Annotated in this window: 21 protein-coding genes; 16 read left to right on the top strand and 5 right to left on the bottom strand. The window is 47.8% G+C overall.

Annotated elements, in window-relative coordinates; translation table 11 throughout:
* Window positions 1-5 precede the first annotated feature (5 nt).
* The 9 genes from rlmD (at window position 6) to BM124_RS05070 (ending at window position 7,306) form a co-directional block, all read left to right on the top strand.
* The gene (gene rlmD, locus BM124_RS05030) at window positions 6-1,400 is read left to right on the top strand and encodes a 23S rRNA (uracil(1939)-C(5))-methyltransferase RlmD (protein WP_093335732.1); all 1,395 of its coding nucleotides are present in this window, start codon (window positions 6-8) and stop codon (window positions 1,398-1,400) included.
* Between the two features lie 99 nt (window positions 1,401-1,499).
* Entirely contained in the window at window positions 1,500-1,778 is a 279-nt protein-coding gene (locus BM124_RS05035) for a hypothetical protein (RefSeq protein WP_093335734.1), read from the top strand.
* Window positions 1,762-2,082 (top strand): type II toxin-antitoxin system RelE family toxin, encoded by a 321-nt coding sequence (locus BM124_RS05040; protein ID WP_093335735.1) that lies wholly within the window; start codon window positions 1,762-1,764, stop codon window positions 2,080-2,082. The genes BM124_RS05035 and BM124_RS05040 overlap by 17 nt, the downstream gene beginning before the upstream one ends.
* Window positions 2,083-2,266: 184 nt before the next feature.
* Complete coding sequence (locus tag BM124_RS05045; RefSeq protein ID WP_093335737.1) at window positions 2,267-3,358, top strand: plasmid pRiA4b ORF-3 family protein; 1,092 nt, start codon at window positions 2,267-2,269, stop codon at window positions 3,356-3,358.
* Window positions 3,359-3,381: 23 nt separating this feature from the next.
* A complete protein-coding gene (locus tag BM124_RS05050) occupies window positions 3,382-4,860 on the top strand; it encodes an aldehyde dehydrogenase family protein (RefSeq protein ID WP_093335738.1) in 1,479 nt (492 codons plus the stop codon).
* Window positions 4,861-5,165: 305 nt separating this feature from the next.
* On the top strand, window positions 5,166-5,618 hold the full coding sequence (fosB, locus tag BM124_RS05055; RefSeq protein ID WP_425288536.1) for a metallothiol transferase FosB: 453 nt from the start codon (window positions 5,166-5,168) through the stop codon (window positions 5,616-5,618).
* A gap of 20 nt (window positions 5,619-5,638) precedes the next feature.
* Window positions 5,639-6,298, top strand: coding sequence for a hypothetical protein (locus BM124_RS05060; RefSeq protein WP_093335741.1), 660 nt, complete (start codon window positions 5,639-5,641; stop codon window positions 6,296-6,298).
* A 113-nt stretch (window positions 6,299-6,411) separates the two neighbouring features.
* A complete protein-coding gene (locus BM124_RS05065; protein WP_093335743.1) occupies window positions 6,412-6,612 on the top strand; it encodes a hypothetical protein in 201 nt (66 codons plus the stop codon).
* A 175-nt stretch (window positions 6,613-6,787) separates the two neighbouring features.
* Window positions 6,788-7,306, top strand: a complete 519-nt coding sequence (locus BM124_RS05070; RefSeq protein ID WP_093335745.1) for a YcxB family protein — start codon at window positions 6,788-6,790, stop codon at window positions 7,304-7,306.
* Between the two features lie 21 nt (window positions 7,307-7,327).
* On the opposite strand, the gene BM124_RS05075 is transcribed toward BM124_RS05070, so the two are convergent.
* Window positions 7,328-7,900 (bottom strand): PadR family transcriptional regulator, encoded by a 573-nt coding sequence (locus BM124_RS05075; RefSeq protein WP_093335746.1) that lies wholly within the window; start codon window positions 7,898-7,900, stop codon window positions 7,328-7,330.
* Between the two features lie 118 nt (window positions 7,901-8,018).
* On the opposite strand from BM124_RS05075, the gene BM124_RS05080 reads away from it, so the two are divergent.
* On the top strand, window positions 8,019-8,522 hold the full coding sequence (locus BM124_RS05080) for a phenolic acid decarboxylase (protein ID WP_093335748.1): 504 nt from the start codon (window positions 8,019-8,021) through the stop codon (window positions 8,520-8,522).
* A 61-nt stretch (window positions 8,523-8,583) separates the two neighbouring features.
* Here BM124_RS05080 and BM124_RS05085 read toward each other — a convergent pair whose 3' ends face one another.
* Entirely contained in the window at window positions 8,584-8,949 is a 366-nt protein-coding gene (locus BM124_RS05085; RefSeq protein WP_093335749.1) for a DUF1516 family protein, read from the bottom strand.
* A gap of 396 nt (window positions 8,950-9,345) precedes the next feature.
* Here BM124_RS05085 and BM124_RS05090 point away from each other — a divergent pair, with 396 nt between their 5' ends.
* Complete coding sequence (locus BM124_RS05090; protein WP_093335751.1) at window positions 9,346-10,332, top strand: glycine betaine ABC transporter substrate-binding protein; 987 nt, start codon at window positions 9,346-9,348, stop codon at window positions 10,330-10,332.
* 107 nt (window positions 10,333-10,439) lie between these two features.
* On the opposite strand, the gene BM124_RS05095 is transcribed toward BM124_RS05090, so the two are convergent.
* Complete coding sequence (locus tag BM124_RS05095; protein WP_093335752.1) at window positions 10,440-10,841, bottom strand: Rrf2 family transcriptional regulator; 402 nt, start codon at window positions 10,839-10,841, stop codon at window positions 10,440-10,442.
* 158 nt (window positions 10,842-10,999) lie between these two features.
* Between BM124_RS05095 and BM124_RS05100 the strand changes: the two genes are divergently transcribed.
* Window positions 11,000-11,323: a helix-turn-helix transcriptional regulator gene (locus tag BM124_RS05100; RefSeq protein ID WP_170840972.1), complete on the top strand. Its 324-nt coding sequence runs from the start codon at window positions 11,000-11,002 to the stop codon at window positions 11,321-11,323.
* Between the two features lie 5 nt (window positions 11,324-11,328).
* Here the strand turns inward: BM124_RS05100 and BM124_RS05105 are convergent, their stop codons facing one another.
* On the bottom strand, window positions 11,329-12,495 hold the full coding sequence (locus tag BM124_RS05105) for a DUF4317 domain-containing protein (protein ID WP_093335756.1): 1,167 nt from the start codon (window positions 12,493-12,495) through the stop codon (window positions 11,329-11,331).
* A gap of 202 nt (window positions 12,496-12,697) precedes the next feature.
* Here BM124_RS05105 and BM124_RS05110 point away from each other — a divergent pair, with 202 nt between their 5' ends.
* Window positions 12,698-13,603, top strand: a complete 906-nt coding sequence (locus tag BM124_RS05110) for a M23 family metallopeptidase (RefSeq protein WP_093335757.1) — start codon at window positions 12,698-12,700, stop codon at window positions 13,601-13,603.
* 166 nt (window positions 13,604-13,769) lie between these two features.
* Here BM124_RS05110 and BM124_RS05115 read toward each other — a convergent pair whose 3' ends face one another.
* The gene (locus tag BM124_RS05115; protein WP_244504237.1) at window positions 13,770-17,558 is read right to left on the bottom strand and encodes an S-layer protein; all 3,789 of its coding nucleotides are present in this window, start codon (window positions 17,556-17,558) and stop codon (window positions 13,770-13,772) included.
* Between the two features lie 934 nt (window positions 17,559-18,492).
* Between BM124_RS05115 and BM124_RS05125 the strand changes: the two genes are divergently transcribed.
* From BM124_RS05125 to BM124_RS05135, 3 genes are read left to right on the top strand one after another with little or no spacing between them, the layout of a single operon-like run.
* On the top strand, window positions 18,493-19,446 hold the full coding sequence (locus BM124_RS05125) for a carbohydrate ABC transporter permease (protein ID WP_093335760.1): 954 nt from the start codon (window positions 18,493-18,495) through the stop codon (window positions 19,444-19,446).
* Window positions 19,447-19,460: 14 nt separating this feature from the next.
* Entirely contained in the window at window positions 19,461-20,297 is an 837-nt protein-coding gene (locus BM124_RS05130; protein WP_244504238.1) for a carbohydrate ABC transporter permease, read from the top strand.
* A gap of 31 nt (window positions 20,298-20,328) precedes the next feature.
* On the top strand, window positions 20,329-21,669 hold the full coding sequence (locus BM124_RS05135; RefSeq protein WP_170840973.1) for an ABC transporter substrate-binding protein: 1,341 nt from the start codon (window positions 20,329-20,331) through the stop codon (window positions 21,667-21,669).
* The last annotated feature ends 48 nt before the right edge of the window (window positions 21,670-21,717 follow it).

A 21,717-nucleotide genomic window follows, 5' to 3' on the forward strand; every position in this document is an offset into this window, starting at 1 on the left:
CTATTATGGCAAAGAAGCAGAACACGGACGCGCCGGTACAGAAAAATGACGTCATCACCGCAGTGATCGAGGATCTCACCCATGAAGGGGATGGTGTCGCGAAGGTGGACGGGTACGCGCTCTTCGTCCCGTACGGTCTCCCCGGCGAAACCGCGCAGATCAAAGTCCTCAAAACGAAAAAAGGCTACGGGTTTGGCCGGATCACAGAGCGGATTGAAGAAAGCAGCGAACGCACCGAAGCGCCGTGCCCGATCTATTACCAATGCGGGGGCTGTCAGCTGCAGCATATGACCTACGACGCCCAGCTCCGGTTCAAGCACAAACAGGTGCAGGATGCCATTACCCGTATCGGCGGGATCGACAACGTCCCCGTTCATCCAACGATCGGCATGGAAAATCCGTGGCGTTACCGCAACAAAGCCCAGGTCCCGGTCGGCACACGCAGCGACGGCCACCTGAAAGCCGGCTTTTTTCAAAAACGATCGCACCGCATCATGGACATGGAAAGCTGTATCATCCAGAAGGAAGAGAATGATGAAGCGGTGCAGACCGTCAAACGCATCGCTGATCAGTACAACATCAAAGCCTATGATGAGGAAAACGCCCGCGGCACGCTCCGCCACGTCGTTACACGCCAGGCACACACCACCGGCCAGCTTATGATCGTACTGGTAACAAACGGCCCCGATCTGCCGCACAAAAAGGACATCGTCCGCGATATCACCGAGGCGATGCCAAACGTCACCTCCATCATGCAGAACATCAACACGAAAAGGACCAATGCCATTTACGGAGAAAAAACAACCCTCATCTGGGGGGAGGAACACATTTACGACACGATCGGGGGCATCTCTTTCGCCATATCCGCGCGTTCCTTTTACCAGGTGAATCCGGAGCAGACGAAAGCGCTCTACGACAAAGCACTGGAATACGCCGATCTGCGCGGAAACGAAACCGTCATCGACGCCTACTGCGGCATCGGCACGATTTCTCTCTTTCTCGCACGAAAAGCCCGTCACGTTTACGGCGTCGAATCCATTCCGGAAGCCATCACCGACGCCAAACGAAACGCCGAGCTGAACAAGCTCGATGACGTCACCACCTTTGCCGTCGGAGAAGCCGAAGAACTCGTCCCATGGTGGCATAAAGCAAACGGCCTCCAGCCCGATGTCTTCGTCGTCGACCCGCCCCGCAAAGGCTGCGACGAAAAACTGCTTCAAACCATGATCGACATGAAACCGGAAAAAATCGTATACGTCTCCTGCAACCCGGCCACCCTCGCCCGCGACCTTAAGATTCTCGAAGACGGCGGGTACGCAGCCCAGGAAGTGCAGCCCGTCGACATGTTTCCGCAGACGAATCATATCGAATCGGTGACATGGTTGGAAAAAAAGAAATGAATCCCGATTTCCTTTTTATTTTCAGAAATGGGCGGCAGGGACCACTTAACATTGTGGTATAATATTGAATAAAAAGTAATCTCAAGGGTGGTGAGTAAGATGAGTGTAAACCGTGAAAAAATAAAGCAGTTGATCGACCTTATACCGGATCAAGACGCAGCGGAAGTTCTTGATTTTATTGAATATATAAATTGGAAACGGGAACGTGAGAAGCCTGACCCATTAAATGCTGACTTTCTCTCCAAGGATGAGAATCTAATTGAACAAATCAATCTAAGCCAGTTGGATCGACAGGCTGGGCGTGTTTATGAAAAGGAAGAAGGTCTTGATTATCTTCGAAAAAAGGTAAAGGATTTTGAACGTGGACAAAACTTATAAAGTGTACTGGTCACAGAATGCTTTAAATGAGTTGGCCGGTATTATGGCTTATCCTCCTGAGGTGAAGGAGAGAATTTATTTGGATTCCCACAAACAATTCTCCAAAATGCCTAAGCTCTCCGCCAAACAAATAACATCCGGAAAACTGAAAAATTATTGGGTTAAGCTTGGGCTGTATCAGGTGATTTTTGTTTTTGAAGTGAATGAAAAGAAATCAATTGTCTGGATTGATGGTGTCAAACATAAACGGGAAAATCTATATTGGAAACAAGGAAAAAATAGTGAAAACCTTAATGAAACTTGATATATTTCAAGTATATGTTAGAAATGCTTTAAACCATGAAGTACTTGAATTGTAATTATAAAATGATAATTCAATTGTAAAAAGAAATTGATATAAGTATTACAACTGTAGAAATAAAACGCAGAACCCTGGAGATTCTGCATCCATATACGGGTAGTGCCTAGTTCATAGATGGAGGGATCCTATGCTGATACAGTGCACGAAAGCGTTGCGTGAAGAAATGGAGATAAAGGATAAAGATTTGACGGCGGCGGACAAACCCCGGGAACGTTCCGACCTTCTTACGGGGTGGCATGCGAATGTGATCATGATAGGGGACCGTCGTGCTGTTCTGTTGATGAATGATGAATCGAGATACCCCATTGTTATCGGTGAGGTGGAAGACGAAGATTTTTTGGAAATGCCGGACCTGATGGCGGAAGCGATACGAGAGGTTCTGCGGATGGAAGGAGTCCGGGAAGACGTGCTGGAGCACTATATGTCAGAGGGCGGCGGCTTATTTATCTCGAAAGCATCGGATCAACGTTGGATTGGGAAAATGAATCGTGCGGCGGTGGACGTGGAATTTGAGGGGTCCTATATCGAAGAAGACCGAAAAATCCAATCTCCTCTCAGCATGAAGGCAGCCCGGATGATACAATCGGAAGGAGAGCAGGACGGATTTTTCCCGGCGGAGCGGATGGTGGAGTGCCTTGGCCGTGTGTATGACACGGCGGAGGTGCTCGATGTGGAGCTGTATCAGCTGCATATTGAACTGCCATTGGAGAAACATAACGTTTGGAGACGGGTTTACGTGCCTTCCACGTTTACATTTGAACACCTGCATCAGGTCATCCAGGTCGTATTGGAATGGAAGGACTCTCACCTTCATCAATTTTTTGTACGAAGAGACGGGCAAAAGCCCATGGCCATTGTCATGGACGGCGCGCTGGATATGCTGGATTTTCTGGATACCAGCAAATCAGAAGTACGACTGGAACATATCACTCCACTGAAAGACATACTGCCGGAATACACAGACATCACCTACCAGTATGATACTGGTGAGGACTGGCAGCACACCATTACATTCGAAAAGACACTTTCTGCCGCTGCACGGCGTGCCGTGTACGTGGAAGGACAGGGTGACAGCCCGCCCGAAGACATAGAAGCAGAACGGGGATTGGCAAGCTACGTCATGGCAATGATAAAGAAACAGGAACCGGACGCACCCCGTACCTTCATCAACGAACGTCTGAGAAAAATCCCCACAGCATACACGCTGGCTTTGCTTTAAATAAAAAAGGAGGGACATGCCCTATGTATGAACAGGAATTGACCGTAGATGGATTTATTCATGGAGAAAAAATAAAAGCTGAAACGTATGAAACGCGGGAAAATCCTGCTCATCCAAAGCAGACGGCCGGTTTTTCCCCCGTCAATACAGAAGAGGACGCCGTCCGTGCGATTGATGCGGCGGATGACACGTTTCTCGATTGGACGAACCGGCCGGTGGACGATCGGATCGAGCGGATGAGAAAAGCGATTCAAAAGATAAAAGATGCCACGCCGGCGATCAAGGAGTTGTTGTCGAGAGAACACGGGAAGCCGTTGTATGACGCGGAAGGCGAAATCGGCGTGTCGCTTGCGTGGATGGAATTCGCGTGTGACAACGTAGAAGAGGTGCTGAAAAGCGAAGTGAACGAAGACGAAAACGGCAGAACCATCATCGCCCGCGACGGTATCGGTGTCGTTTCTGCTATTTCGCCGTGGAACTATCCGTTGTCCCTATCCACCATAAAAATCGCACCGGCTTTACTCGCCGGAAACACGATGGTGCTTAAGCCAAGTCCTTACGCTCCGCTTGCGGTGACCAAAGTCACGGAAATGATTGCGGAAGAAATGCCGGACGGGGTACTGAACCTTGTTCACGGGGATGCTGACGTTGGGAAGGAATTAACCTCCAACCCCAAAGTCGCAAAAATTGCGTTCACGGGAGGTACCGAAACAGCGAAGCACATCATGAAAGCGGCAGCTGATACGATCAAAAATCTCACACTAGAACTGGGTGGAAATGATGCTGCTGTCGTGCTGAGTGACTTTGATGTAAACGATGAGCAGGCAATGCGGCGCATGGTCATTTCCAATTTTCTCACCGCCGGTCAGATCTGCATGATTGCCAAGCGGATCTATGTGGACCGCTCGATTTACGATCAATTTGTTGAAAAGTACAAAGAAGCGGCCGATCAATGGATCAGAGTCGGTGATCCGTTTAACGAAAACGTCACGATCGGGCCGATCAATAACAAGCAGCAGGTCGATCACGTCCAAAAGCTGGTGGACCAGGCGGCAGATAAAGGAGCAAAAGTTATCAAGCTCGGCACCATTCTGGATGAGGACGTATTCGAGGAAGGGTACTTTATGCAGCCGACGATGGTACTCGGCGTAGACCACGAGGATCCGATTGTAGAAAAAGAACAGTTCGGGCCGACCGTGCCGATTCTGCCGTTTGACGGGGATGAACAAGGCATTGAACTGGCCAACAACAGTATCTACGGGCTGACGAGCTCGGTATGGGGTGAAGAAGAACATGCAGTGAAAGTCGCGCGCCGCATCCAGGCCGGAACAACTATGATCAACACCGCCGCCGTTCAGGGACTTGATGTCCGGTACCCATTCGGCGGTGTGAAACAATCCGGCATCGGGCGCGAATACGGCGAAGAAGGCCTGCTCGCCTACACCGACACCCACGTCATCAACATCCCGAACAACAAGGACCTGCCATACATTCCGGAATAACCGGTAACGCTCCTGTGCTGAGTAAGCACAGGAGTTTTTTAAAACAAAGTATGCAGTCTGCGCCCTGAAGGAACAGCTGAATGACGGATCGAGTTTAGTATGAATCGTTTCCAGCGAAAAAGCAGCTGGTTCGAGCGAATTCTTGTCGAAAACGAGCGAAAACATGTCGAAAGCGGGCGGAATCTTCAGGTTTTCGAGCGAAACACAACATGCTCATCTAAATCCTATTTATGCATCACAGCGGTCTCTCATTGGCACACTCCTCTGAAAAAAAGAAAATAGTCTCTGGAAAAATTATCATAGGAATGATTGAATGTAAATGTGAGGTGATAGCGGTGTACATAAAGGGTCTGAATCATTTTTTATTTTCGGTGTCTAATCTGGAGAGGTCCATTCGTTTTTATCAAAACGTGTTGGAGGCAACATTGCTGGTAAAAGGCAGACACACTGCTTATTTCGACTTGAACGGAATGTGGCTCGCACTGAATGTGGAAGAAAATATCCCCCGCGGTGACATTCATGCGTCGTATACTCATACCGCCTTTTCCATTGAGGAGTCCGACTTTGACAGGGTGTACAAAAAGCTGCTGGATCTGGGTGTCACGATGTTACCGGGGCGTGAAAGAGAGGAAGGGGATAAGAAATCCATCTACTTTACGGATCCGGATGGGCATAAGTTTGAATTTCATACAGGAACCCTGCAGGATAGATTGGATTATTATAAAGAAGAAAAGCCGCATATGGAATTTTACATATAATCCGCGAGGAGGGAAGCATTATGTTATGTATTGGACAATCCAGGTTTTTACTCTGCACTGTGTTTACTTTAGTTCTATCCGGAACTTTTAGTGGCGGTGCGTCAGCACAGGATTTGTACGAAGTAGATCTGCCTGAAGATGAATTTAAAAAAGTGGCTGTTGAACAATTACAGCTGTCTCATGTCCAAAAGGACTCTTTCTCCTTTTCGTCAGATTATACATTTATTCATAACAATGGTGATAAAATGGACCCTCAAAAAGTCAGTGCTTTAATAGAAGGTAAAGTGGGTTATAACGATGACGGAAATTTGATTGGTATCGGTATATCATATGGCGGCAAAAAAACAGACTTTTTCTTCTCAAATGTTTCGGAGGATGAATATAATAAAGCTGCTCAAGAAAGCTTGTCCGGGGAAAGCAGCGAAAGCCCGATGAACCATGCTTTAAAGAAAGCAGAAAGATTCGCTGAACGATTGAATTATCACTCGAATTTTAATGAAAAACAAGGGGTTCAAACAACGGATAAACCATTTTGGGATGGTCATGAATACAATGACAGCGATATTTTAGATGGGATCTTGAATTCGACTGCGCCACTTGGCTTGAGAGATTTTCTCCTTGGTGTATCGGGAGACTGGAAAATATCTAATGCAGAACGTAGCGAGGATTCAGAGTGGTAATAATGATCAAGGATAGGTATTTGAACAAAAAGATCACAGATTGAGGGTCTTGGATAGAACGTTAAATCCTATCATACATGAGCATTTGATATAGTCTGAGAGGAGGGAGCAGGGTGGTCTTCGCATATTTGCTGATCGTCAATCCTCTGTTGTTTTTTGCTGCTGGTATTCTTATGGGTATGTTTCTTCCACTGAAAAACTCCGCCGTTCGAGTAACGACAGCATTGATTCCTGTGCATGGTTTGTCTTTTGCAGTTATGATTGGGTGGCAGCAGATGAGTTTTGCCGCGGCCCATCTCGTTTATGGCACCTAAAAACTTATCAATAAGATGAGTTGAGTGTAACCATCTCGGACGTTTCCAGCGGAAAGTCGGCTGGTTCGAGCGAATTGTTGTCGAAAACGAGCGAAAACATGTCGAAATCGGGCGGGAACACAACGTTTTCGAGCGGAACACGATCACGAACACAACCAGCAAAGGAGTAACTTCGATGGATACAACAGAAGAGTCAACAGTCACAGCGGAGGGGAGGCTGGGCCTTCACGATGCGCTGCAGCATTTTCGTCTTCATACGATGAGAAAAATGGCGGTAATCGGCGTCATTGCTTTGATTCCTATTTATATCGTATTCCACCTGCAGTTTGCGATGGGAGTAATCGGTACGGCTGCCATCACCCTTTTGATTGAAGCGGCGGGCATGCTTGCAGGGTGGATGATTTTAAAATATAAATTCAAAAAACAGAATCAACGTAATCCGATGATGAAAGACGGGGTGACGTACATATTCCAGCCGGACGGTTTTTATGAAAAAAGAGCGGAGGAGACGGCCTTTATGGAATGGCACCGGCTCGAGGGGGTACGTGAACGCCGTGACTTTTTTCAGTTATATCTTACGAAGGAGCAGGCTGTTGTCGTGCCGAAACATTTCTTCACTGGCGAAACCGATATACAGCAATTCCGGGAGATTCTCCGTCATCAGAAAGAATGGCAGAACATCAGGCTGCGATGACATGTCCCTCAGCGCAGCTTGTTATTCCCCGTACTGCCTCTGTCTTATAATATCCATGCTTTCCATTAACCAGAAGATATAATTTTCTTCGCGCGAAATGGCTTTGGTTAAGACAAAATAATGCCCGAGGTCGTCGGCATCCAAATCCACAGGTCGGTTTTCCTCCCCGAAATGATAAGCATACTGTTCTTTCAGCATGTTTAATTTATTGGTGCGCAGGTTTAATTGATTTTCAAACAACGCAAGAAGATCTGCAGAGGGGATATCTTTCAGAAAATAGAGCCGCAGCGCGAACACATCTTTCTCCGTTTCGAGATGATCATCCTGTGTCAAAAGCCATGTGTGCAGATCCTCTTTTCCTTTCTCCGTCAAGGTGTACATCTTTTTTTCCAGCTTCTCCCCGGACAGCTCAATGTAAGAGGAAATCAGCTCTTCCTCCAGCAGCTTCTTCAACTCCGTGTAAATCTGACTGTGTTTAGCACTCCAGAACTGTCCAATCGCCTGTTTGAAGTCGGACGTAATATCGTATCCACTTTTATCATCTTTTCTCAAAAGGCCTAAGATAGCGTACTTCAGCACTCTCCGGGCTGCCATAACTATTCCTCCGTTTCTACTTGCATTGACGTTATTATATCACAGGTGTAGAATAAATCATATAAAGTTAAACATGTAAACAATGACATGTTTAATATTACGAAGGAGGAGACAGATAATGAAAGATCTTAATGAATTTCTTGGAAGCCATCTCATTTATACGTACGAAAACGGCTGGGAATATGAAATGTACATTAAAAATGAAGACACGATCGATTACCGCATCCACAGCGGTATGGTCGGCGGGCGCTGGGTCCGCGACCAGAAAGTCGACCTCGTGAAAATCGTCGACGGCGTGTTTAAAGTATCATGGACGGAGCCGACCGGCACCGATGTTTCCCTGAACTTTATGCCAAATGACAAACGCATGCACGGCATCATTTTCTTCCCGAAATGGGTGCATGAACACCCGGAAATCACTACGTGCTATCAAAATGATTACATCGATGTCATGAAAGAATCCCGCGAGAAATACGACACGTACCCAAAACATGTTGTTCCGGAATTCGCGGACATCACGTTTTTCCAAAACGAAGGCGTTAACAACGAGAGTGTTGTGGCGGAAGCGCCGTATGAAGGCATGACCGATGACATGCGCTCCGGCCGATTAACCTTCAAATAATAGATAACTGAATCAAAAAGGCTGTTCCATGTGTTCATCACAAAAGGAACAGCCTTTTTATTTACAGGGAAATTCCCTGCGGCAGCAGCATTCCGGTAAGAATGGTCAGCGCGAGGATAACAATGACAACGACGAGAAAGGGTCTCGGGGCATCGTCCTTTTTATAATGACTGAAATAGATTTCCATCAGCCCGATACTGATAATGCCGAGCGCGAGTTTGCCGAGACCTCCGAGGTTGACAGGAACGAGCCCGAGCAGTATAAAACCTGTCATAATAGCTCCCAGATAAAGAATCCGGAGCAGATTGTGGACGATCAAGGCTGTTATTTTCATCTGTCTGCTGTAAAGATAATGGACGAGAGCGAACAGCAGGATAACGACGATAACTGCACCCAGGTGGTAGTGAACGATCATAACGGCCCCCATATTGGCTCAGGATAATTTCATTATAACGCGCCGGAGCCCCGGAAAGCATTAAATGAAAAAAGAACCAAAGCATACACGATGCACTGGAGTAATCAAGCTTTTTCATCGATACTATTATACCATTAACATAGGTAAAAAGAATCACACACTTTTCATAAAAGCGGAGATACCAGCATATATAATGACTATGAAGTAGATATTCATAGATATAGCATTAACATTTTGTGAAGTCTGTATTAAGCACTGTAAATGTACGAAAATTATGATATATGATGTTTGAGGAAAAGGGGGCAATTAAGTAGAATAAAAAAGCAGCTGTTAACAGAGAAATAAAAAGGGACGATTATTTCTGTTACTTACTAAGTAGAAACAGCCTAGAAGGAGTGGAAGTACGAAATGTTAAAGAAAAATTGGAAGAAAATAGCCCTTGCGGCAGGTTTATCTTTAACCATGCTGACTGCGGCATGTGGTCAAAATGAATCAGGAGAAGGCGGCAGTGAAGGTTCAGGAGAAGGAAGCGGCAGCAACGGAAGCTCAGGAGAAGAATCCGGTGAAAGTTCTGGTGAGCAGACAGAATCTTCTGCCAATGTAGGGGAAGCTGTAGATTATACGATTGTAGGTATTGAACCGGGAGCAGGAGTTACAGCAGCCACAAATACTGCTCTTTCAGAGTATGATAATCTGTCCGGTTGGGAGCAGAAAACATCATCTACGGCTGCTATGTTATCGGAATTAAGAACAGCGTATAGTAATGAAGAGCCGATTGTCATTGTCGGTTGGAACCCGCACTTCAAATTCGCTCAGTGGGATCTGAAGTATCTGAAGGATCCAAAGAATGCGTACGGGGAAGCTGAAGAAATCAGAACGATGGTAAGAACAGGACTGGAAGAGGATATGCCGGGAGTTTACACTATCTTGGACCGTTTCAAATGGACATTGGAAGACTCTGAATCCTTCCTGCTTGAAGCACAGGAAAAGGATATTGAAACAGTAGCCCAGGAGTGGGTCGACAACAATCAGGACAAAGTAGATGAATGGATAAACGGTGTAGAATCTGTAGACGGAAAGTCTGTAGAGCTGGCACTTACTCCATGGGATTCTGAACGTGCGTCTTCAAACGTTGTAAAACTGGCACTGGAGCAGAAAGGCTATGATGTAACGCTCACACCAGTTGATCCGTCCATTGTGTTTGAGTCCCTCGCAAACGGAGATGTAGATGGTTCAACAGCAGCGTGGATGCCGAAAACGCATGGCAGTTTCTATGAAGAACACAAAGAAAATATTGTAGACCTCGGTCCTAACCTGGAAGGTGCCTTGACCGGATTAGCCGTTCCGACATATATGGATATTGAATCCATCGAAGACCTGGAACCTGCAGAATAACAGAACAACAAAAAGCCGCATTCGTGATAATCACGGATGTGGCTTTTTTCATTATCCCTTATTCATAGAATGTTTTATCTTTGATAAGCTGAAAAATCTACACCGGCTCAGAGAGCGGCCGGTACTGCTTCAGCAAAATCCGCTAATGTCTTTTGCTTCAGCTCTTCTTCCATTGTATCTTCGGCTGATACCATCACCTGCTTTACCATGCACTCCGGATTATCGTTCAGGCAGCCGTCAAAAAGGGAGACAGGTCCTTCCACGGCATGAATGATATCAAGAAACGATATATCTTCCCAGCCGCGCGGCAGACGGTATCCGCCTTTGGCTCCGGATGCCGATTCCACGAGCCCCGCTTTAACGAGCTGGGTTAAAATCTTGGACAGATACGTCGGCGAAATCTCCATTTTCTCCGCCAGCGGCTGTACGCCCAGCTGCTGTTTTGGATCGGTCACCACAAAATACAGCATCGTATGCAATGCGTAATTGGTCGCCTTCGAAAACTTCATCTTTTTTCACCTCTATGAAAGAGTTATTATATCTATAATAGATTCGGTTGATACAAAAGTCAAATGTCTGAAACACTCCTATATGTGATAAAATGGAATCAAATGGTATGGGAGTATGCAAGACAAAGGAATCAGCGGATAGAGGGAGGAGATGTGTTTTGGGGAAAAAACGGAATCTCGATACGCTCATTTTGGAGCTTCTGTATCATGAGAATATGCAGAGCAGGGAGCTGGCCAGGCGTCTCCGGTTGAAATCAATGAACCGGTTTAACGCAGTAAGACTGGATGATAAGCTGCAGAAGCTTGAAGAAAAAAACCGGGTGCGTTCCTATTGGTACGACGACCAGAAGCAGACCAGCGGGGCGGTGTATTACATGATAACCGTTGAGGGGCAGAAAACCCTCCGCAAAAAGAAGGACAGAGGGTCTCTGGCTATAGAAGTGTTAGGTTACATCCTGGATGGTATAAGAATCTGGCAGTAAGCAGATTATGGATTAAAAGCTTCCGGAAGCATTTTTAACCCGTCTACTTCTGCATCTTCTTCTACTTCAATCATAATACAGCGTTTCCCGTTGTAATTTACCTGCCGGACGTATTCGAGATCCTGCGGGCTGATAGAGATATTGGCGATTTTAGTGTTAATCTTGATCGACTTCGAATTGTATTTCGGGACGACACTGCTTGCTTTCAATTCGTGGCTGTCGTTATCCACAGCCCGCTGGAACGCTGTTTTCACCTGTTCGGGATCGACGTCTTCGCCGCTTTGTTTCAGCACCTGCCCGACGTCTTTGTAATCGAGCGTCGGCGCGGTGTCTTCTTCATTTTCCTCCACGACGCGGTGGATCTCCCCGTACACATTCGCGAGGGTGGAAGGGCTGACCTGTCCGCCGGTGACGTCTTTGATCACCTCCTCGAACACGGCTTTGTCTTCTTTTGCTGTTACGATTGTTTCTCCATTTAATACCTCTTCGATGAAGCGGTAATCAGGGTCATTGGCTTTTCCCGCCGCATAAAGAACACGGTTTACATCAGCCGCCCCGTCCGTGATGGATGGAAAAAGAAATCCCGACATCGGATGCTCGAGATCAATGACCGGATCGGTCTCGACGTTGTACTTGAATTCTTTCTCGATATAATCGAACTGCATTTCCCGCTTCGGTTCTTCGGTCTGGTTGATGCTGCATAGAATAAAAGAATTGGAATACATCGTATCCGTCCCGCCTTCCCCGCTTTCTTCGCTCCGGCGCCCCGAGGGAACAGCATATTCCGCGCGGATAAAGGTGATGACGATATCTTTTTCATACGGCTCATCGTCTATCATTTTCTGCGTCATATGAAGCATCTGTTCTTTCCAATCTTCGGTCTCCGAGCTTAAGAGCCCTTTATGCAGAATCAACTGGCTGGAATGTTCCACGTCCCGCTGAAATTTCAACTCGAATAATTTTTCATCGAGCTTTCCGGTCAGGACTTTCTTGAAATTGGTCATGAAAAGCTCCTGCTGCTCCTTATCAAGCATCTCAAACGGCTGACTCTGGTAATGATAGATCTCGGACGTGTCTCTCCTAATATACACATGAAAAATCTCGGAAATTGTTAATGTATCGTTGTCCACTTTGAACTGCCGGCGCAGGCTGGCTATATCTTTTTTCTCCACTACGGTTCACTCCTCGGCTGCGTTGTCGTTAGCTGATGTTTTATTTTAACATAGAAGTAAAGCACACTGAATGCGGGCGCAATGAGGTAGATTACGAGCGAATGTATGTTGATTGCGGGCGAAAACGTGTCGAAAACAAGCGAAACTGTGTCGAAATCGAGCGAAATCGTTTATTCTACTACTGAAGAAAAGGAGAAAATCAATGACGGGAACGATCATACAGTTATTCATTATCCAGCTTCTGCTGCCGGCGTTGTTCATCATTTCGCTGTGGCGGGCGAAAATGACCAGCAAGCTGGAGTGGATCATACAGGGACTATTCACGACAACGTTTATCAGCTGGATCTTTTTGTCATCACCATGGTACTGGTCCAGTTACTACCTCCGTTTTGTCTGGCTGCTTCTACTGGTGCTGGCGCTTTTCTTTTCGTGGAAAAAAATCAGGACTATGCCGTTTCGTGCTGCATACTCCCGCAGTCAGAAAGGATCGCTTGTCGTCTACGTTCTGCTGCTGATTATTTTTGGTATGTATCACATCGGTATTATAAACGGATACAGTGCGGAAGAAGAAGCGGTGGAACTCGCCTTTCCGCTGCAGAATGGCACATATTACGTGAGTCACGGAGGCGCGGATACACAGATTAACTACCACAACGCACATCCGGCGCAGGAATTCGCCGTCGATGTCGTGGCTTTGAATACGCTGGGATCACGAGCGGCAGGATTGTATCCGGAAAATCTGGATAAATACACGATATACGGCAAAGAACTGCACAGTCCATGCAGCGGTGAAGTGACCGCAAGCCGCAGCACCCTGCCGGATCTCACACCCCCTGAGACCAACGCGGATCAGCCGAGAGGCAATTTTGTGGAAGTGCAGTGTGACGGGCAAAATGTCCAGGTGCTTCTCGCCCACATGCAGGAAGGCAGCGTGCAGGTGGAAGAAGGGGACACCGTTGAGGAAGGTGATCCGATCGGCGTCATCGGCAACTCCGGCAACACGAGTGAACCCCATCTACATATGCACGCCGAGCGGAACGGAGAAGGAGTGCCGATGACCTTCAACGGCCGCTTTCTCGTGAGAAACGATATAGTGTGGCTGCGATGAACCTGCTTTAGGTGTTTGCAGGCGGAATATTGTCGATTGCGAGCGAAATTGTGTGCTTTACGAGCGAAACCATGTCGATTGCGGGCGAAAATGGAGATGTTGCGAGCGTTCCGCTGATATATATAAACGCCGCCCCTCGTAAAAGGGACGGCGTTCTAAACCAATTTTATGCTTCCACCAGTCCATCTACGGCCTGCTGCAGGGAATTCTCTACAGCATGGACTTCTATCAGGGTGGAGTTCGGATTTTTCAGTATCTGCTTTGCGTTCTGCCTGGTTTTATGGAACGTTTTCCAACTGTCTTTTGTATAGTCTTTATGGTTTCTGTCCTGCTGGGCGTCGAACAATTCCTGCAGCGAGGATTTATCGACGCTGATGTTATTTTCTCCAGTAATCACATCCATGCCGTCCAGTACAAAGCTGCCGCCTTTCACGACGATTTCGGCGCTGTGGGTTTTGTTTTCGAGTCCCCGCAGCACGTAGGACGTCTGTCTCGCGCCGGTAGCATGAATCCGGTGATCCTCCTGAATCAGGGTGCCATCCACGTACACGTCAATTAACGCATCCGGCGTGGCACCGAACAGGTTAAAGCCTGTACCTTCAAAATCAAACACCATGCTGTTTGTTTGTTCTTCCGTATCCGGGGTGCTGTAAATATTGACGCCGCGGTAATCCATATACGTTTCTTTGGCTTCATTGTCTCCAAGCGACACTTTCAACGTGTGCTGTCCTTCTTCGAGGTTGCGTACGGAATAGCGGATGCCGGTGTCGGAGTCGACAGTGTGACTCCCCATATCTTCGCCGTCGAGCTCCACCTGATAGGCGGTTTCTTCGCCGGTGCCTGCTAAATAGTCAATGCCGGTGCCGGTGAAATGGACAAGAATGTACGGATTGTCGTCAAAATTTGCCCACGCATTGGTACTGTTGGCGCCCCAGTCGTTTTCCCCTTCACGGTAGGCATATACAGTGTTATCGTTCCCGTCAATCGCTGATTCTTCCGATACGGCCGTGAAATCATCGGGAGCCAGGGTGTCCTTTGTCGTAAGCGGACGCTCCTCCGATGTTTCCACCTCAGCGTGGGTGAAGCTCGCATACCCGTCGTTTGCAACAACTTTCAACGTATGCTCGGTTTCTTCCAGGTTTTCAGCGGACCAGACCATCTGCTCTCTTTCGCTGTTATTCAGGTAGTCTGCCTCTCCGGCTGGTTCGCCGTCAAGATAGACATCGGCGGTCCCGTTGGATGGATTCGTGATGCCGTACAACCTGATTTCATTTCCTTCAAATGTAATTTCAAATGATTCGCCGCCGGATCCCCAGGCATTTGTTCCATTGGAGGACCAATCGCCGGAATAGTAGACTTTATTTAATGTGCCCCGGGTGTCGGTCGTGTCCTGGTGGTCGATGTCCACGCCGTTCCAGACAGGTACATCGGTTTCGGTGGTCATCAATGTCCGGTTGAAATGATCAAACCCGGTACGGCTGTAGGTCCAGTCGCCCACGTAACCGATCGGATTCACGTCGTCTTCGTTACTTTGGGCTTCCTCTTTCGAATCGTAGACATGACCTTGCGCGTTATCTACCTTTTCTGATTCGTAGGCATAGCTGTCCAGCGGCTCGATTTTCAAGTTGTCGATGAGTGTTTCATAATAACCGGAGCCAAGCGACACCCGTCCGGCCATGACCGTTTTTTCTTTATCGGTGTAGCTTGCGATTTCCTTCTCATCGAGATACAGCGTAAACGTATTTTCTTTTGCTTCCAGGGCTATATTGTGCCACTTGCTGCTATCAAAGCCGTCGACGGTTCCCTCTTTAACGACGCTTCCCATTTTCACTATTTCATAGGTTCCATCCTCATAAACTTTCGCGTTATAAGGAGCCTGGGAATCACCGCCGCCCGCTTTCACCTGACGGACGCCGATCAGCGCATAATTGCTTCTGTTCTCTGCTTTCGGGGTGTGGGTGTCGAGCAGAAAATCATACGATGCTTTGTAGTTCGCCCAGCGGTGGTCCCCGATATTGGTTGTCGGGTTGCGGTCGGCCTTTGCGCCGTCATTTCCGCCCCAGACAGCCCATTCCGCGCCGATAATGTCAGGCGTGATTTTCTGCTGCAGCATGCTGCCGTGCTGTTCTGCTTTTGGAATGCTCCGTTCGACCCGCTCGTAGCTTCCCTGTTCTTTTGGTTTGGTAGCCTGTTTCACGACCTCGAACGCACCGGTTTGATCGGTGGTATAACGCGGCGTACCGCCGCGGCGCTCGATGTAGTCTCCTCCTTGTTCATCGGTGCCGTACTCGTCATATTCAAAATCATCCTCGTAGGGAAGAGAAAGAATCGTGTCTTCGGACGTATCGACCGGGGCCGACTCATATTCAAAACCTTCCACCTCAGCCTGCTTGTCCAATGTGGAGATGGTGACGATCGAGTAAGGACCTACATCAATGTTGTACTGTCCGTCTTCCGGTGTGATCGTTTTTTTGTGCTGGAACCAGTTTTCATCAATCGCTCCGCCTTCCCCGGGACCTTTGGTTTCCCACACGTGAACCGGAGCATTTTCCTTGCCGCTTAACTGCTCCGCCTGCATCGTATAACGGCGGGTATCTTCCGTATTGTTGGCGAAAATCGTGGAGTAGTCGTCTGTTTCCGGGTCTTTCAGCGTCATGTAGTTGTGCGTGCTTGTATCAACTTCGACACCGCCGTCGAAAAATTCTCCGTCGCTCGCCGTCGCGCCCTGTACGTACTGCCAGCGCTCATTTTTCTCTGTGGAGCGGTCGTCATGTTCGATAAAGTTCATGACATGGCGCACACCCTGAAGACCGCCATCCACTTCATAAAAACCGGACCAGGGGTCTTTCGCGCTGATCAGATGCTTCGGATTGTACGACGCGCCTTCGTAGAAAGCACTGACCGAAGGCTGAAAGTCAAATGATACAGCGTTGAGCGGATGCTCACCGGCTCCTTCCCAGGAGTAAGCGGAGATGATACGGGACGTGACATCCACAATGCCGTACTGTCCGCCGAGCCCGTTGTACTGCGGTTCCATGTTTTCCCGGTAGCGTGCGTTCACCATCGGGGCAACACCTTCAGAAATCCAGACTTCTTTTGGTTTTTTTCCATTATCTTTAAGGGTGTTCTGAAGCTCTGTTAATTCAGCAGAGCCTGATATTTCATAGTGGGTACTGATCACATCGATATCTTCCCGCAGGTCTTCATGGTCGAGAAGGGTCTGACTGATAGAAGATGTATCGCGGTACCCGTCCGCGGCCACAAGTTTGATATCTTCATAGTCTTCGGCGTAATTTGGTTCATCTTCAAGAGATGTAGTGAAATACTGCAGCCATTCTTCATCAATTCTGCCGTTACCGTTCTGGGCTCGTTCATTCTGCGTCACACCGACATAATCCAGCTTAAAGCCGTATTCTTCTTCCACGGCATCGATTGTGTCTTTGTACCATTGGTATCTCTTTTCATAATTCTGATTGGCCGCACCTTCCCACGTCCAACGCGGTTCTCCCCAGCGCAAAATTTCAGTTGTAATATTTTCATTGATCGATTTCGCATCGGCGGCGAACTGAAATCCAGCTCCGCGCAGGACGTTGGCAGGTTCATCCTCATAACGCTTGGTGGCGGGTTCTGTTCCGGATGAAGAGTTCACATCCGCACCCAGTTCCACTTTCACGTGGGCAAGCCCCGCGCCGGTGTCAGGATCAAACAATTGATGCATAATCTCCCAGTACGCATCTGGATGTTCTTCCTTGTAATCCAACATCAACCGTGTCGTGTTATTGGCAGAAACCGTGCCGAATCCTTTGAACCGGTGATCTTCATCGACATCATTCCCATTGATGGTAATGGTTTCCCTTTCTTCATCCGCCAGCACTTTTTCACCGGCTGTCATAGTGGCGAGTCCCGGCAAAACCAGCAGAAGAGCGGCGGACGCCAGCTGTTTTTTTCCAATCATCGAATTCATAACCCCTTTTTTCATTATTATGCTGCGGTGACGTACAAGCCTCCTTTCTGTAAGTGTCCATAACGGTTATCATTGTACGTTGTATTGTATGCGCTTTCATATAACTATTTTGCTTATTATGAAAATAATTTGACTGACTTGGCGGAGAAAGACAATGTTAAATGGAAGGAGCATTGCGTTCGCGCCGATAAAGCAGGATAAGCCGATATCCCACAAACAATCGTCGATATAATATAAATTCCTGCTTGAAAAGCAGCGCGCGGGAGGCCGCAGGTTTTCTGATGGTATGTTATACTATAGGTAAAAAAAGGGAGGCGCACGGGATGTATTGGCTGATCCTTGCCATGGTCGGGACATCTTTCTTTTTTTCGTTTTTCTTCGGGGAACAGTCATGGACCGACTATTACCTACTGGCGGTATGTCTTTTCATGCTTATTATCTTCACCGCTACCCATATAAAAAGGACCAGAAAAAAAACAGGCAGCAAAGACGGATGCCGATATTCGTGAATAAAAACCGACCCGTGTCACCATACCGGGCCGGTTTTTAACTTGCGGCGGGTCCAGCACAAAGAATGCGGCGCCGCCTATGAATACTATTCAAATGAAAGAAAGCGATAGTGTCCAATAGGAAAGACCTATCGGACACTAAGATGTGGAAAAACCGGATTAGTGGTTCCCTATGTAGGGTGTATGACCACTAACCGTGCGAAAAATGGAGATAGTGTCCTATAGAGCGTTTTTAACGGCTGCTAATGCCGCAACCCCATCAAATAGTGTCCACAAAACGGATGCCTCAGAGAAACCTCGTTGCAGCAAAAAGCAAAATTCTTTTCATTTCAGTCAAATCTGTTCCATGTGCTCATTGTTGAAAACGCATACAATATACCTACAGCTGAAACCGCTTACTAAACCATAGGGGGGTGATGGATGTGGCAGAGAATGAAGCTACCACAGCATATCAGAGTAATACGCAGAAACAGCAGTTGGGCCGCTTCAAAAGCACGAAGTTCAAAGAAAACTTCGCGGGCTATATGTTCGTGGCGCCGATGTTGATAGGAACGACTGTTTTAATCATTATTCCTATTTTTATCGCGCTGGCTGTCAGTTTTACGGACTGGGTGTTCATCAGCGGATTTCAGAGCGCGGACTTTGTAGGACTGGAGAACTTCAGAAACATGGTGCAGGATGAGCCGTTCATCCAGTCGGTGGTGAACAACATCTGGCTGATTCTGGCCGTACCGTTGACGATGGTGCTGTCGCTGGTTCTGGCTGTCGTTATCAACAAAAACGTATACTTTAAGGGATTTTTCAAGGTTATTTACTTTATGCCTTATATCTCCAGTATCGTAGCGATTGCGATTGTATTCCAGCTATTGTTCCACCCGTCGTACGGCCCGATTAATGAATTTCTCATGTCGATCGGAATCGACAATCCGCCAAAATGGCTGGCTGATTCCGACTGGGCGCTCGTATCGGTGATTATCATCACGGTGTGGACGTCAATCGGATTTAATCTCATTATCTATCTTGCCGGACTTCAGAATATCCCGGCGGATTTATACGAGGCAGCGGAAATGGACGGCGCGTCGGCCTGGGTGAAATTTAAAAATATCACGGTACCGATGCTGTCGCCGACAACATTTTTCCTTTTAATCACAGGAATCATTTACAGTTTCAAATCGTTTGAGCTGATTGTCGTACTGACCGAAGGCGGCCCGGGGTATTCCACGTCGGTTATCGTGTATTACCTGTATGAGCAGGCCTTTGAAAATCTGAAATCGGGTTACGCGTCAGCGATTGCGATTACACTGCTCGGCATGCTGCTTGTAATCACAGCGATTCAGTGGATCGGGCAGAAAAAATGGGTGAATTATTAAGGGGGTGAAAGGTATTGAATCGTCTGCGGAGACTGAATACGAAAAAAGTTATTATTACCATTATCATGTTCGCAATAGGGCTTTTGTTTCTGATGCCGTTTATCTGGATGCTGTCTGCATCGTTGAAGGCAGAAACCAACGTGTTCTCGTATCCGATTGAATGGATACCGTCGGACTGGAAGTGGGACAATTACCGCCGCGTGTGGTTCGGGGAGCAGCCTTTCATTCTGTACTACTGGAACTCCATCAAAGTAACGGTGCTCACAACGCTGCTATCTGTAACCGTTTCCGCACTGGCGGCGTACGGATTTTCCAAAATCCATTTTAAAGGAAGAAATGTGTTGTTTCTGATCGTGCTTGCGACCTTCCTGATCCCGGCGCAGGCTATTCTGGTGCCGCAGTTCATGATGTACCGGGTGCTGAACCTGTTTGACACCCACCTCGGGTTAATTTTGCTGAACAGTTTCAGTGTCCTTGGAACATTTCTCTTAAGGCAGTTTTTCTCCAGTATTCAGGATGACTACATTGATGCGGCGAAAATGGACGGAGCTTCGCATTTTACGATCTTTTACAAAGTGGTCGTGCCGATGATGGTTCCAGCTATTTCGACCTACGCGATTCTCCGGTTTATCTGGACGTGGAACGACTACCAGGGACCGCTCATCTTTCTGCGGTCGGACCATTTGTCGACGATCCAGCTCGCGATTGAGCGGTTCTCGACGAGCAGTGGGGAGCTGTACAGTCTGATTATGGCAGGTTCGGTTTCGGCCATTCTGCCGCTTATCATTATTTTCATCATCGGTCAGAAATACGTCATTGAAGGTATCGCACGAGGGGGAGTAAAAGGGTAACCTTTTAACTATAATGAAGGAGGGAATTTTAATGAAAAAATCACTGTTTACACTGTCGGGTACGTTTCTGCTTGCGGCACTGGCGGCATGTTCCGGAGGGGGAGAGCAGGAAGCGTCCGATTCGTCGTCCGACGGCGGGTCGTCAGGGGAAGAAGTCACGATCCGTCTTCACCACTGGTACAACGAGGAACAGGACAACTGGGACGATGTCATTGCTTCCTTTGAAGAAGCGCATCCGAACATTAATGTAGAGTCGGTAACACCGGAAAACAATGATGCCAACGAAACGATGCAGCAGATTGACCTGGCCGCGGCATCCGGCGACCAGCTTGATGTCATCATGGTTAACGATGCATCCAACTACGCACAGCGCGTGAGTCAGGGTATGTTTGAACCGTTGAACAGCTATATTGATGAAGCAGGGTTTAATTATGATGAAGAGTACCGTGTGGACACAGCTGTTGACGGCGAACGCTACGCGCTGCCGGGAAAATATAATATGCACTTTGTCATGATGAATCAGGATAAACTGGACGAAAATAACCTGGAACTTCCGACGGATTGGACGTGGAATGAATTCATGGATTATGCCGATCAACTGTCTGAAGGCGAAGGCGCCAACAAGATGTACGGTACGTATTTCCATACGTGGATCGACTACGTCAAACTGGCAGCGTTCAACCAGCCGGAAAACAGCAACCTCGTCAAAGATGACGGCACCACATCCAATATCGACAGTGAAAAGATACGACAATCCCTTGAAATCAGGCAGCGGGGTCATGAAGATGGATCCGCCGTACCGTATGACAATACGATTTCCCAGGAACTGTCGTACCGGGATCAGTTTTTCAACCAGTCCGCGGCAACCATCCTGACGGGAAGCTGGATGATCAGTGAAGCAGGCGGTATCGATGGCAGTCCTTCGCCGTTCAATGTATCGTTTGCGCCGTACCCGAAAGCCGAAGAAGGAGATCCGGTGACGACGCCGGCCGGTGCCGATTTCCTTTCTGTTTATTCCGGTTCCCAGAACAAGGAAGCAGCGTTTGAATTCATCCGCTGGTACACGACAGAAGGTATCCAGGAACAGGGAAGATACCTGCCGGCTTACAAGAATGCGGACCTGCAGGAAGTCGTCGATAACCTTGTTCAGGCAAGTGCCGCTCCGGACAAAGTAGACACGGAATCTCTCATCAATGTGCTCGAAACGTCCGAGGCCGCACCACTTAACATTCCACCAACCTACATCAGTGAAGCAGAAGACGCCTATATGAGTGAAACGGACGCCTTCCTCCTCGGAGAACAGGATTTGGAGACGACCATAGAGAATGCCGATCAAAAGGTACAGGAGATTATCGATAATAACGCGGAATAACAAAACGAAGGATGAGGGTGTCATCACCCTGATCCTTCCTCCTGTTTG

It is taken from the genome of Salibacterium halotolerans, assembly GCF_900115625.1.
In the GTDB taxonomy this organism is placed as follows: domain Bacteria; phylum Bacillota; class Bacilli; order Bacillales; family Marinococcaceae; genus Salibacterium; species Salibacterium halotolerans.